Source organism: Mycobacterium sp. (assembly GCF_049673265.1).
Classification (GTDB): Bacteria; Actinomycetota; Actinomycetes; order Mycobacteriales; family Mycobacteriaceae; genus Mycobacterium.
In genome coordinates this window covers 1-13287 of sequence record NZ_JBATXN010000087.1, presented here as the reverse complement: position 1 = coordinate 13287, position 13287 = coordinate 1, and the positions used below count along the sequence as shown (strand labels likewise).

At 61.3% G+C, this 13287-nt stretch carries 9 protein-coding genes; 6 read left to right on the top strand and 3 right to left on the bottom strand.

Annotated elements, in window-relative coordinates:
* Positions 1 to 361 precede the first annotated feature (361 nt).
* Complete coding sequence (locus WBF82_RS03080) at positions 362 to 1549, bottom strand: PecA family PE domain-processing aspartic protease (RefSeq protein WP_424381631.1); 1188 nt, start codon at positions 1547 to 1549, stop codon at positions 362 to 364.
* Positions 1550 to 1782: 233 nt separating this feature from the next.
* On the opposite strand from WBF82_RS03080, the gene WBF82_RS03075 reads away from it, so the two are divergent.
* From WBF82_RS03075 to WBF82_RS03050, 6 genes are all read left to right on the top strand, one after another.
* Positions 1783 to 3522, top strand: coding sequence for an ABC transporter ATP-binding protein (locus tag WBF82_RS03075; protein ID WP_424381630.1), 1740 nt, complete (start codon positions 1783 to 1785; stop codon positions 3520 to 3522).
* A 2-nt stretch (positions 3523 to 3524) separates the two neighbouring features.
* Positions 3525 to 5492 (top strand): ABC transporter ATP-binding protein, encoded by a 1968-nt coding sequence (locus WBF82_RS03070; RefSeq protein WP_424381629.1) that lies wholly within the window; start codon positions 3525 to 3527, stop codon positions 5490 to 5492.
* Between the two features lie 96 nt (positions 5493 to 5588).
* On the top strand, positions 5589 to 7358 hold the full coding sequence (locus WBF82_RS03065; RefSeq protein WP_424381628.1) for a protein kinase domain-containing protein: 1770 nt from the start codon (positions 5589 to 5591) through the stop codon (positions 7356 to 7358).
* A gap of 92 nt (positions 7359 to 7450) precedes the next feature.
* Positions 7451 to 8191 (top strand): LppX_LprAFG lipoprotein, encoded by a 741-nt coding sequence (locus WBF82_RS03060; protein ID WP_424381627.1) that lies wholly within the window; start codon positions 7451 to 7453, stop codon positions 8189 to 8191.
* A 25-nt stretch (positions 8192 to 8216) separates the two neighbouring features.
* Complete coding sequence (locus WBF82_RS03055; RefSeq protein ID WP_424381626.1) at positions 8217 to 8585, top strand: DUF4189 domain-containing protein; 369 nt, start codon at positions 8217 to 8219, stop codon at positions 8583 to 8585.
* Between the two features lie 152 nt (positions 8586 to 8737).
* Positions 8738 to 11185, top strand: a complete 2448-nt coding sequence (locus WBF82_RS03050) for an FHA domain-containing protein (protein ID WP_424381625.1) — start codon at positions 8738 to 8740, stop codon at positions 11183 to 11185.
* Positions 11186 to 12034: 849 nt separating this feature from the next.
* On the opposite strand, the gene WBF82_RS03045 is transcribed toward WBF82_RS03050, so the two are convergent.
* Positions 12035 to 12727, bottom strand: a complete 693-nt coding sequence (locus WBF82_RS03045; protein WP_424381624.1) for a hypothetical protein — start codon at positions 12725 to 12727, stop codon at positions 12035 to 12037.
* Positions 12728 to 13057: 330 nt separating this feature from the next.
* A partial coding sequence (locus WBF82_RS03040) for an N-acetylmuramoyl-L-alanine amidase family protein (RefSeq protein WP_424381623.1) occupies positions 13058 to 13287 on the bottom strand: 230 nt, incomplete at its 5' end.

Genomic DNA, 13287 nt, shown 5'->3' with positions numbered 1-13287 from the left:
TTCATCAAGGAAATAAAATGCCGATGTCGCTAAATCCATCACCAAAGTGAGGCCGTCCACCTCGGCTGCCCGGACATGTGGCGAAATCACCACCGCGCCAAGGGAGTACGTCTCTGGGCGTTCGGACAAATCTTTATCTGTACTCGACACTGTCGCAATTGGTGAGGCCACCGGCGCATCAGCGGCTAGCCTCACTTTTCGCCGAGAACGCCGAACCCTACCGTCGTGTAATCCCATGTCGGCAAATCAGCGTATCGCCAAACTCGGTGGATTGCGGCTAATCCGCGCTCCAAGAGCCGCGGGGCCGCGATTCCGTTGGTCACCCGTGCGGCGAGTCACCGTTCAAAGAGCAAGACGGTAGTCAGTAATCGAAGACCGTGGTACCGAGATTGGTGGGGCTGTAGCTGATGTACACCGGATACGCCTGGAAGGGCGCCCAGCCGGTATTCATTGTGGAGTCCGACGAGATTGTTGGGCTGTGGGCCGCGCTCGTCACGTACGAGTAAAGAAATTGACCCTGACTCGTCTCGACGGAAATCTCTGTCCCCGACGACAACGGTTGGCCCACCGCGGGATTGCCGACGAGTATGTCCGCCGGGATGGTCCCGTCCGTACCACCGGAGTCGATAGTCGCGACGTCGACCGTCGTATAGCCCCCACCGCCGACCGACACCTGAAGGTCTAAAGTTAGCGGTGCACCGAGAAGCGAGGTGTAGACGGATAGCGGGTTGGGACCGAACTCCAGGTAACCTCCGGTCTCGTTGATGAGCACCCCTTCGCCGAGGTCGCCGGGCAACGCTGTGACCACACTGTCGCCGGGCGGGCCTACCAGCGTCGGCTCCGCGCCAAGACCCAGAAAGCCGTCTGCATTGACGCCACTCAAATAGCCTGGGAGAGAGTAATCGTGCCAATTCAAAAGGTCGCTATTAGATGCAGGATATTCGAAGAGTGCGAGGTCAACGGTGGTCGGCGTGGTGACTATGCCGTTCCCGAAATCTACGGTGGTGTTCGGATCTTGGACGTAAAGAATATCTATGTTTGGACCGGCTGGGCTGGAGCCGTAGCCGGTGGTTTCCAAAGTTAAGTGAGACAAGTTGGAAAAGAGAGTGAAGAGGTTCGGTAGTCCGACGTCGTTCCACGGCACCATCAGCCCAACAGATCCAGTGTCGGCCACCACGGGTATGTCCGGTCCGCCGCCTACCGAGATGTCTACCTCCGGGTCGGTATTAACCATCGTCAGCGGGATGGTCGCGTTCTCCGCTACGGCAGCTGGCAGGGCTGCCGCAGCACTGCCAGCGTCAAGGCCCGGATCAAGAGAACTTGCGAGACTAGGGTCCACCACGTTGATGGCTTGGGCGATGGCGTCGATGACCGGCTGGAAGATGTCCTCGACATCGGCGTGCGCGCGAGGCGCGGTGGCCAACGGAGTCAACCCCAGCGCCAATAACCCCCCGGCAGTAATACCTAATCCAACTACACGTCCGCCGCGCCGAGCCTTGCTGTTGCGCGACCGACGGATCTGCTCCGTGCGATGTCGCTGATTTGCCATGGCTCAGCTTCCCACCTGAGAGTCGCATTAGCAATACTGTAGATTTTCTCAGTAATAGTTAAGCTCAGTAATAGTTAAGCTCAGTAATAGTTAGGGTGACGTAACTCGGCTCACTTCGCGAGAAACCGTCATGGTTGCTAGGCGACCCAAGCGCCAGGGCTACGTCGCGTCTTTGCCTGGTCACAGCGTGCACACCGGCCGCCCGCCGCGATGTTGTATGCGACAGTGACCAGATGCTTCTGGCACTGCTGCGCCAGTATCTGCGGCCGTACCGCTGGCTAGTCGCGGCGGTGATAGTGCTGCAGTTGCTCAGCGCCGTGTGCTCGCTGTACCTCCCGACTGTCAACGCCGCGATCATCGACGAAGGCGTCGCCAAAGGCGATACCTTCACCATCGTCAGGCTCGGCGGGGTGATGCTCGGGGTTACCTGCCTGCAGGTGTTGTGCGCAATCGGAGCCGCCTACTTCGGCTCGCGGGCCGGGACAGGATTCGGCCGTGACCTCAGTCGCGCGGTTTTTCGGCACGTAATCACCTTCTCCGCGAACGAAACCAGCCGGTTCGGTACACCATCGCTGCTGACCCGCACCACCAACGACGTTCGTCAGATCCAGTTGTTGGTGCAAATGGTGGCTATGGTGCTGATCACCGCGCCGCTCATGTGTGTCGTGGGAATTTTCATGGCCATCCACCAAGACGTCGGCCTGTCCTGGCTGTTGTTGGTCAGCGTTCCGCTGTTAGGTGTCATCAACTACGCGATCGTTTTGCGCCTGCTGCCCATCCTCCACAGCATGCAAGGGCTAATCGACAACATCAACCGCGTCATGCGCGACCAGCTGAGCGGCGTCCGGGTGGTTCGGGCGTTCTCGCGGGAGTCCTTTGAGCGTGACAGGTTCAGCAAAGCCAATCTCGCGCTGTCGAGCACCGCGCTCACCGCTGACAATTGGCAAGCGCTGATGTTGCCGGCGACCACGTTGATCATCAACTGCTCCGATGTCGCGGTGATCTGGTTCGGTGGTCGGCGGATCGACGGCGGCCACCTGCAGGTCGGTTCCTTGATAGCGTTCCTGTCCTACTTCACGCAGATCCTGATGGCAGTGTTGTTGGCGTCGACGGCGCTGATGGTGTTTCCCCGCGCCGCCGTATGCGCAGAACGAATCGCGGAAGTGCTGTTCACCAAGCCGGTGTTGCGGAATCCCGAGCATCCGGTGGCTTGTCCCGCGGGTATCGATGGCGTCATCCGGTTCCACCGGGCGACCTTTCGTTACCCCGACGCGGAGCAGCCTGTGCTGCAACACATTTCACTGACTGCGCTGCCAGAAACCACAACGGCTATCGTCGGCGGCACCGGTTCGGGCAAGTCGACATTGCTGTCGTTGATCTGTCGGCTCTGCGATGCGACAGATGGCGCTGTATTTGTCGATGGGGTCGATGTGCGCGACTACGAAGCTGAACAACTCTGGTCGCACATCGGCTTGGTGCCCCAGCGCGGCTACCTCTTTTCCGGGACCGTCGCAGACAATCTGCGCTACGGCAAGTCCGACGCCACCGATGAGGAGATATGGGAAGCGCTGCGGGTAGCCGACGCCGACGAGTTCGTACGGTCCCACACAGACGGACTGCAGATGCCAGTAGCGCAGGGCGGCATTAACTTCTCTGGAGGACAACGGCAACGCCTGGCGATCGCCCGGGCGGTGATCCGCCGGCCGAGGATCTACCTTTTCGACGACGCGTTTTCCGCGCTCGACCCACACACCGACGCCAAAGTACGCGCAGCACTGCGCGAGGTGTCGCACAGTGCAACCAAAATCATGGTTGCACAACGGATATCAACGGTGTCCCGCGCCGACCAAATCATCGTCCTCGATAACGGGCGCATGGTCGGCACCGGGACCCACGAATACCTGCTGGCCAATTGCCCGACTTACTTCGAGTTAGCCGATTCACAGTCGCTGAGCGTCGAGGCAACGGGCTGACAATGACGGCAGCGACGAACCCACCGATTCGCGGCGCGGCCCACAGCCCCGCAGAAAAGTCTCGCGACTTCAGCCGTTCATTGTCCCGCCTGATCAAACGGCTGAAACCGCAACGCGGGCTTGGCGTAGCGGTGATCATCCTGGGGATAAGCGGCACCGCCATAGGTGTGACCGTGCCGCGCATCCTCGGCCATGCCACCGACTTGCTGTTCAACGGCGTGATCGGACGCCGACTGCCCAGCGACATCACCAAAGATCAGGCCATCGCCGCCGCCCGCGCCCGCGGCGACAACACTTTCGCCGACCTGATTTCGGCGATGAATGTCATTCCCGGCCGCGGCGTGGACTTCGACGCGGTCGCCCGCATATTGGCCCTGGCGCTGTGCCTGTATTTGTTTGCGGCACTGTTGGTCTGGGCGCAAAGAAGGCTAGCCAACGTTGTGGTGCAGCGAACCATAGCGGCATTGCGCGCCGAGGTCGAGGACAAGGTCCACCGGCTGCCCCTGGCCTACTTCGACGGCCGTCAACGCGGTGAGGTGCTGAGTCGGGTCACCAACGACATCGACAATGTCCACACTTCCCTGTCGATGACGATCGCCCAGTTACTCAACTCGGGGCTGACAGTGGCAATGGTCTTGGTGATGATGGTGGTGATCTCGCCGCTGTTGTCGGTGATCGCGCTGCTGATGGTGCCGCTGGTCTTGGTGGCGACTCGTGCGATCGCTCGACGCTCGCAGCAGCTTTTCGCCGCCCAATGGGCCACTACCGGGCGGCTAAATGCCCACATCGAAGAGACCTACAGCGGCTTCACAGTGGTCAAGACATTCGGTCACGGGTCCAGCGCTCAGCAGCGGTTTTGCGAGCTCAGCGACGATCTTTACCGCAGCACTTTTAGCGCACAGTACATTTCCGGTCTGGTGGCGCCGGCAACGATGTTCATCGGCAACCTCAGCTATGTAGTGGTGGCCGTCGTCGGTGGCCTTCAGGTGGCGACCGGTCAAATCACGGTCGGCAGTATTCAGGCCTTCATTCAGTATGTGCGGCAGTTTAATTCGCCGCTAATGCAGGCTGCAGCCATGTATAACGTGCTCCAGTCTGGACTAGCCAGCGCCGAGCGGGTGTTCAGCCTGCTCGACGAACCTGAGGAGCTGCCGAACCGTGACGCGGAGTCACCGTCGGTTGATGGCAGGGTTGCCATCGGAAAGGATGCGGGCCGTGAAACGGCTGAACTCCAAGTCGCTTCCTCGGTTGCACGCGGACGAGTTGAGTTCCGTCACGTGAACTTCGCCTATCGGCCAGGCACGCCGGTGATCGACGATCTGTCACTGGTCGCCGAACCGGGCAGTACCGTCGCGATCGTCGGGCAGACCGGTGCCGGCAAAACCACCCTGGTGAACCTGCTCATGCGCTTCTACGAGATCGACTCCGGCCAGATCCTGATCGACGGCATCGACATCGCTTCGATGGGAAGGCACTGGTTGCGATCCCGCATCGGCATGGTGCTTCAAGATGTCTGGCTCTTCAGCGGAACGATCACAGAGAACATCGCCTACGGGCGCCCCGAAGCCAGCGAAGAAGAGGTGGTCCATGCCGCGCAGTTGGCGCATGTCGACCGGTTCGTCCACACCCTGCCGGACCGATACCGCACCCAGGTGGGCGACAACGGCAGCAACATCAGCGCCGGAGAGAAACAGCTGATCACCATCGCGCGCGCGTTTATCGCCCGCCCGCAGCTGTTGATCCTTGACGAGGCAACCAGTTCGGTGGATAGCCGAACAGATGCACTCATTGCGCGCGCTACCCGTAAGCTTCGCCGTGACCGAACGACTTTCATTATTGCCCACCGTCTTTCGACAATCCGAACTGCGGACCACATTCTGGTGATGGAGGCCGGCCGGTTCATCGAGCAGGGCAACCACAGTGAATTAATAGCCCGGCGTGGCGCCTACTACGCGATGACGCGAGCATAAGTCCGTTTGACCATGGCGTACGGGTATAGCGTTTCCTGAGTACAAACCTGTCGCCCGATTTATTGTGTGGTGGACCGCAGCTGCCGGGAGGCTGATATGGACGGGACCCCATTCGGGCGGTACCGCCTGGTGGAGTTGCTGGGCCGCGGGGGTATGGGTGAGGTGTGGCGAGCCCACGACACCGAGACTGACCGAATTGTTGCCATTAAACTGCTGCCTGCGCATTTTTCTGCTGACGAGGAATTTCAACGCCGGTTCCGCCGAGAGGCCCACGCCGCAGCTCGGTTGAACAACCCCCACGTCATACCTATTCACGACTATGGCGAAATCGACGGCCAGCTCTATGTCGACATGCGCCTCATCGAGGGCCGTGACCTCCAAACCTTGCTCGCCGACGGGCCGCTCGAACCCGCGCGGGCAGTTGGCATCATCGAACAAGTCGCCAGAGCCCTGCATGCCGCCCACAAGGTCGGCCTGATCCACCGCGACATTAAGCCCTCCAACATCCTCATCGATGATGACGACTTCGCATATCTGATTGATTTCGGAATTGCCCGCGCTGTCGAAGAAACACGAATGACCAAGTCCGGCAACACGATCGGTACCTTCCAATACATCGCACCTGAGCGTCTGGACGCCCGAGCAGAAGAGGATGCCCGCGCGGACATCTACTCACTGGCCTGTGTGTTGTATGAGGCTTTGACCGGACAGCCGCCTTTCCCTGGTGACTCGATGGCGCATCTGGTTACAGCACACCTCGGAACCCCACCGCCTCGACCCTCGACCACCCACCCGAATGTGCCATCGGGGGTCGACGATGTCATCGCGACCGGCATGGCTAAAGACCCAAACCAACGCTACGCCACCACAATCGAACTAGCCGACGCCGCTCGCAACGCAATTACCGACCCGATTGCCCGACCCACACCGGCTGCTAAGCGACGTGGCACCGAGCAGGCGTCAAGTCCTGTCCCGCCCGCAGCAGTCACGACGTACCGGCAACCACAACCTCCGGTCAGCCCGTGGGCCCCGGCGGCTACCGGACGAAGTGCTGAACCGCGTGACTACCCAGCCACGGATCCTCGATCCGGTCGGCCTGTTGGGCCGGTCCCGACGCCGCGATCCCGCCCCCGGGTCGGCTTGATCGTGGCGATCGTCGCGACCGTTGTGGTGCTAGCCTCCGGCATCACCGTCTACCTCCTTCTGAGGGACCGGGGGCCATCGCAAACCCCAACGGCCCAAACCCCAACGGCCCAAGCCGTACCACCTTCGAATTCGCCTTCCAGCGCACCCCAATCGCCCCCGTCCCCGCCAAACGCGCTGAATGGGCTACTGCTCAAAGCCAACCAAATCAACGATGCAATGGGCACTTCCGGAATGAGTTCCGCTGGAACCATGGCCGCGATGCCCGACAACAGCTCTTGGGTCTCGGACCAGGCGTGCCTACCCCTGTCGGCCGCAGTGCAAGCCAAAGTTTATGCGGGCAGTAGGTATAACGCTGTGCAAGCACAGGTGCTCTCGAATCCCCAACAGAATACTGTGGACCAGGCCGTCGTGTTATTTCCCGCCCCGCAGGATGCGAGCTCATTCTTCGCAGCCTCCACACAGGGCTGGCAGGCGTGCTCCAATCGCCAATTCACCATTGCCGCTAATGGCAATTCCCAAGTGCAGACCGTGGGCCCGGTTTCCAACACAGACGGGGTCCTGACAGCCACTGTCACACCCGCTAACAGCGTCGCGGTCTGCGAGCGGGCGCTGACGGCGGCCAACAATGTCGTCGTAGACGTCACCACATGCATAGGTCCGCCGGGCGCCGCCGTCAACATCGCCCACCAAATCGCCGCGAAAGTACCTGGAGGGCGCTAACTACAGGCTGCGTTAAAGCGAGACCATTGCTCTGAATACGGTCCGGTTATCGGAACTGGTAGCTAAGCTGTGGGGACGCAAAGGAGATCTCGATGAAGGCTTCGTCTCGTATCGTAATTGCCGCCGCCGTCGCATTCGCCGTGATATTCGCTATTGGGGGCTGCGGCTCGCGCAGTTCGAACTCGGTCGCCTCCTCCGGCGCCTCGACATCAGTCGCGAACAAAGATGCGGCAACTCTACTCAAGTCGGCGGCGGATGCCCTGCGCAAGGTCACTGGCATGCATGTGAGCCTTGCGGTCCAGGGCGACGTGCCCAACCTCTTGGTGACCAAGCTCGACGGCGACATCTCCACTAAGCCGCAGACGGCCGCTACGGGCACTGCGACCCTTCGCGTCGGCCAAACCACCCAAGACGCGAAATTCGTCTTTGTCGACGGCCACCTCTATTCCGATCTTGGAAACCCTGGTTCTTACACAGATTTCGGTGACGGCAAATCGATTTACAACGTGTCAGTTCTGCTAGATCCCAATAAGGGGTTAGCGAACGTGGTATCGAAGCTGCAGGGCGGGTCCGTGGCGGGCACAGAGCAGGTGAACGGCATCGCAACCACCAAGATCACGGGTAACGCCTCCGCAGACGACATTGCGACGCTGGCCGGATACAAGTTGTCCGCCAAAGACGTCAAGACACTACCGACCACCGTGTGGATCGCTTCGGACGGATCGTCTCATCTGGTCAAGATCCAGATCAATCCCACCGGCAACACCTCGGTGACCCTGACGATGTCCGATTGGGGCAAGCAGGTTACGGCCACCAAGCCACCAACGCAGTAGCCATGGGTTCGGAAAGGAGTCACCAATGACGATCAACACCCATCGGCGGCGCTTCGCGGTGGCCTTCGCGGCGGCGACTACAGCCGTTGCGGCAATCGTCGCGCTAGTCCCCCAAGCAGGCGCGGACGGTCGATACGGCGCAATCGCGTACGCCTTCTCCGGCTGGTGGGGGCGTTCGCAGAACTACCCCACCGCGGGTGCGGCGCAGCAAGCGGCGCTCAACTCATGCGGCTACTCCGACTGCCAGGTGTTGGTTACTTTTTCGGCCTGTGGCGCCGTGGCCGCGAATGGCGTTGTTCGCGGGGGCGGGTATGGCAACAATCTCGCTGTCGCGATGCAGGAAGCCCGCAACAAGATCGGCGGCGGCTGGATCGAGAACTGGGCCTGCAACTAATTTCCTGCGCCGGGAATCCAGACAAGTCGGCAAACGACGATGTTTGCCCTTGTCGGCGGAATTGCAGCAAGCGCCCAACCTGGATCAGCTATACAAGTGGTGGACTTCCCATTCTTGGGTCTCTGGTTTGGTAAACGCAGCGGAGGCTACGCGTGGACGACAGGACCGAAATCGTCACCAGCGATCCGCCACGTCTGGAACTTCGCGCCGGTGGACGCACGTGGCAAGCCGGCGCCGGTCGTACGTGGACCATCGGCCGCGCCAATGAAGCTGACGTCCGCCTAGAGAATCCGAGGGTTTCCCGGCAGCACGCGGTCCTGCAGGCAACGCCGGCGGGCTGGGTCCTGGTAAACCACAGCAGCAATGGAATGTTTGTGGATGGCCGGCGGGTAGACAGTGTCACGATAATCAGTCGGCCCGTCACGGTGCTGCTGGGTTCGGCATCCTCGGGCGAAGTGCTGCATATCCGCCCGATAAGCCCAGTAGGCCAACCGAATTCGCCAAGCGGCCTGCCACGCCCGCACATATCTCATTCCGAGCCGCCACCGTCGCATCCCCAGGCGCCCCCGCCACCGCCGTCCGCAGCTCCAACCCGGGCTCGACGGCCGCGTGGCGGCACCACGATCGCCCGCGCGCCGACTGCGATACACGCGATCGACCAGGTGGTGATAACGATCGGGCGCGCGCCTGAGAACAACGTGGTCCTCAATGACTTGTTGGTTTCTCGCCGCCATGCAATCTTGCGTCGCTCGGATAACCGGTGGGAGCTCGTCGATAGCAATAGCGCCAACGGAACCTACGTCAACGGCAACCGGATCACCAGCGCCGTTATCGGCCCCGACGATGTCGTCGGTATCGGACACCACCTGCTGCATCTTGTCGGCGACAAGCTGGTCGAACACATCGATACCGGCGACGTGTCCTACGAGGCAACGGATCTGCGGGTGGTGACCAACAAAGGCAAGGTGTTGTTGGCCGACGTCAGCTTCGCCTTACCGGAACGCTGCTTTTTGGCGGTGGTGGGGCCAAGTGGCGCAGGGAAATCCACGCTGCTGGGGGCGCTGACGGGATTCCGGCCGGCCAGTAGCGGCTCGGTGCAATACGACGGACGCGATCTCTATGAAAATTACGCCGAGCTCCGGCACCGGATCGGCTTCGTGCCCCAGGACAACATCCTGCACACTCCGCTGACGGTCCGCCGGGCACTGAATTACGCAGCGCGGCTGCGATTCCCGCAGGACGTTTCCGCCGGGGAGCGCCATCAACGCATTGACGAGGTCCTGGGCGAGCTCGGGCTGGCAGAGAACGATGGCCAACGGATTGACAGCCTGTCCGGGGGCCAGCGCAAACGCACCAGCGTCGCGCTGGAATTGCTGACCAAACCGTCATTGCTGTTTTTGGACGAGCCAACGTCGGGCCTTGACCCAGGGTACGAGAAGTCCGTCATGCAGACCTTGCGCGGCCTCGCTAACGAGGGCCGATCCGTGGTGGTGGTCACCCACAGCACCGCCCAGCTGAACCTGTGCGACCGCCTGCTCATCTTGGCACCAGGCGGACGGCTGGCCTATTTCGGTCCGCCCCAACAGGCCCTGGCCTACTTCGACTGCAGCGACTTCGCCGACCTGTTCAACCTTCTCGAGCACGACACGACGACCGACTGGACCGACCGTTTCGTCGCTTCGCCCCTTCACGAGGCACTCAGTGGCCCACGCCGGGCCCAGCAGCCGGCGCCGCCCGCGGCCCCGACGAAGCCCGTCAGGCAGCAGAGCGCGTTAGCCCAGTTTGTCACCTTGAGCGGACGATACCTCGCGGTTATCGGCGCCGACCGCCAATACGCGGTGACCTTATTGGCTTTACCGCTGGTGCTGAGCTTGTTCGCCCATGCGGTACCGGGAAAGGCTGGGCTGTCGATCAGCAAGGCCATTGCACAGACGACTTCACAGCCTTCTCAATTGCTGGTGCTGCTGATCATCGGCGGCGCACTGATGGGCTGCGCCTCCGCAATCCGCGAAATTGTGAAGGAACGGGCGATCTATCAACGCGAACACGGCATCGGCCTCTCCCGCGCGGCCTATCTGTTCTCCAAGCTGCTGGTATTAACTGTGATAACCAGCCTGCAAGGGCTGATCTTCGGTTTGCTTGGCGGCGTGCTGCTGCCTCCTCCCGACCAGTCGGTGCTGGTCCCTTGGCCCCGAGTCGAAGTGGCGGTGGCGGTCATCGGCGTCACCGTAGTCTCGATGATCATCGGGCTGCTGATTTCTGCGACGATCGGCAACGCCGATCGCGGCATGCCGCTTTTGGTGCTCGTAGTGATGGCCGAACTTGTGCTCTCCGGCGGGATGTTCGGTGTGAGGGGCAGGGTGCCGCTGGAGTATCTGGCGTGGCTCTCGCCGTCGCGGTGGGCCTACGCAATGGGTGCTTCCACGGTCGACCTCAACGACCTGCGCCGCACCTTCGCTGGAGATACGGACCCGCTGTGGGACTACAAGCTCAGCAGCTGGGTGCTTGCTGCGAGCGCATGTGCGGTACAGGCTCTCGTGCTGGTCATCTTGCTTGCGATCCAGCTCAAACGCCTGGATCCTCATCGCAAAAAGGTGTGAATAACGTCTGACAGCGACAGGTGACGCAGAGCAGCCGGGAGCCCGACGCGACTAGTGCCAGGATGGCTTTCCCGCGGCGCTCAACTGCGGCACGAGGGTGATCGCGGTCCGCTGCGCCGGCGGAAATAACGCCGCCGTCATCCTGTTCTAGGAGTCATCGGCGGCAGGGGGATCCGGGCGTCGGGACGCCCGGGCCGGGTGGCAGACCAGACCCGCCGCATGGGAAGAGACTGGGCGGCGGTGCTGGTATCGGCGGCGGTGCACCCAACGCCGCACATGCCTCCTGGGAGCCCATCAGGCAGGCATTGCATGTGACACTGGATCCGGCGACGCATGGGGCGGTCTTGAACCCGGTCGCGTTCGCCGCCGAGGCGAGCCCCAGCGAAGTCATGGCGACTACCGCTGCCGTGATCAGTAATTTCTTCATGAGCGTTCTGCTTTCACGTCGTGGTCACAATGCTGGGCAGAACGCCTTCTTGGCACGAAATGTCATGCCCATCCAGGAAGGAAATGAACATCTGGTCGTTCTGACTATCGGCGTGAGCCTGCGGGGTATCGAGGCCAGTAGCTTCTTCATGGCTGACCGCCAAGCATCTGGGCGGTGTTCCCGCCCGCCATGCCCGCGATGGTCCACATCACAATGGACATGAGGCTACGCACTTTTTTGATCTTCGTCATCGCTTTGTTCATGCCACACGCTTTTCTTATTTGGAGGTGGCGAAAGTGTGAAGCAGATTTCTTGGAGTTTTCTTGGCGCGATCCGGGATGCCCGTCGACTGGGCCGTGATCTGCAAGGTCCGCCCACGGCGATTCGAAGCTTTGACTTACTCCTCGAAACCGAGAAACGGTCTAGTGATCACATTGTCCGGTAGGCAATTCCGCCATGTGGGAAGCCAACCACTTGCTCACTTCAGTGAGCTGTTGGGTGCCATCACTGAACGATCCCGATGACGGCTCCGTCGCCAGCGCAACAGCGATCAGGCCCGTCGGCGTCTGCAGCACCCCGAGCTGGCGCACCAGATAGTTGCCGCCGGGGTAGGGTCCCCACCCGCCTTTCAACTGGGTATCCGGGATTATCCCAAGGCCCCAACGCTGGTCCTGCTCGACTTCACCCATCAGCGTGAAGATTGGTGCGCTGCCGCTGTCGCACACCGCGGCAGCCGTGAACCGGACCTGATTGGTCAGCGACCAGATGGTCTGGCCGAAGGCGGTGAACTGGGGCCGCACCTTCCGCCACTCCACGGTCGTCGGATCGCCGTATTTCCTCAGGACGGCTTCGACCTTGTGGGCTGCCGTGGGGGAATTGCCCCCTAACTTTTGCCAGATCGACTCGGCGGCCGCGTTGTCGGACTCGGTGATGGCAGCCCGCATCGAGGCAGTGACGGTCGGCGGATTTTCTTCGTCCAAGGCCGCGATGGTCAACGGAACTTTGCTCGTCGACCATGCGGGTCCGGTTGTCCAATCGCCGAATACGAGCTGCTTTGGGTTGGCGCCCACTGCGCTGATGACGAGACCCATCTTGGCGTGCAGCTTGTTCTGCAAGTTAGCGAACTCTGCGGCTAGCGGCGTGGTTGCGCTGCTCGGAGTCGGTCCCGGTGCAGTTGTGGTTGCCGCGGGCTCTGCGGGGGCGGTGGCCTGGCGCGTTGAGGGCTTTGGGACAGGTGATGGAGACGAAGGAACTAGATGATGCCTGGCAAATACGCAACTTGTCAGCACGATACAGACCGACACCACGAGGGTTATGAAGCCCGCAAGCGCCGACAGGGTGCCAGACCGACTGAACCGTTTGCTGTCAACGGTTTTCAGATGCCTTGTCGTGATCGACGCAGCGCCACACGAAAGCGATCGGCTGCGGCCGCGCAGTCCGAACATTTAGGTGTGACCCGCTTTTCCGGTGAGATAAGCGACGATCCCGTCGGTAACTGCCGCCGCATATTTGGCTCGGCCATCCGCACTTTGCATTTGTGCGGCATCGTCGCCGTTCTTCATGTTGCCGAGTTCGACCAGAACCGCGGGATACTGGGCCAGATTCAAGCCTGCGAGATCGGCGCGCCCGTATAGACCCGCGGACCCGATGTAGGTGGACGGTTGAAGACCTGATG

What these genes read in the sequence shown, in the direction of transcription:
- WBF82_RS03065 (WP_424381628.1), top strand. Translation starts at nt 5,589, where the DNA reads ATGGACGGGACCCCATTCGGGCGGTACCGCCTGGTGGAGTTGCTGGGC.
- WBF82_RS03080 (WP_424381631.1), bottom strand. Translation starts at nt 1,549, where the DNA reads ATGGCAAATCAGCGACATCGCACGGAGCAGATCCGTCGGTCGCGCAAC.
- WBF82_RS03070 (WP_424381629.1), top strand. Translation starts at nt 3,525, where the DNA reads ATGACGGCAGCGACGAACCCACCGATTCGCGGCGCGGCCCACAGCCCC.
- WBF82_RS03075 (WP_424381630.1), top strand. Translation starts at nt 1,783, where the DNA reads ATGCTTCTGGCACTGCTGCGCCAGTATCTGCGGCCGTACCGCTGGCTA.
- WBF82_RS03060 (WP_424381627.1), top strand. Translation starts at nt 7,451, where the DNA reads ATGAAGGCTTCGTCTCGTATCGTAATTGCCGCCGCCGTCGCATTCGCC.
- WBF82_RS03055 (WP_424381626.1), top strand. Translation starts at nt 8,217, where the DNA reads ATGACGATCAACACCCATCGGCGGCGCTTCGCGGTGGCCTTCGCGGCG.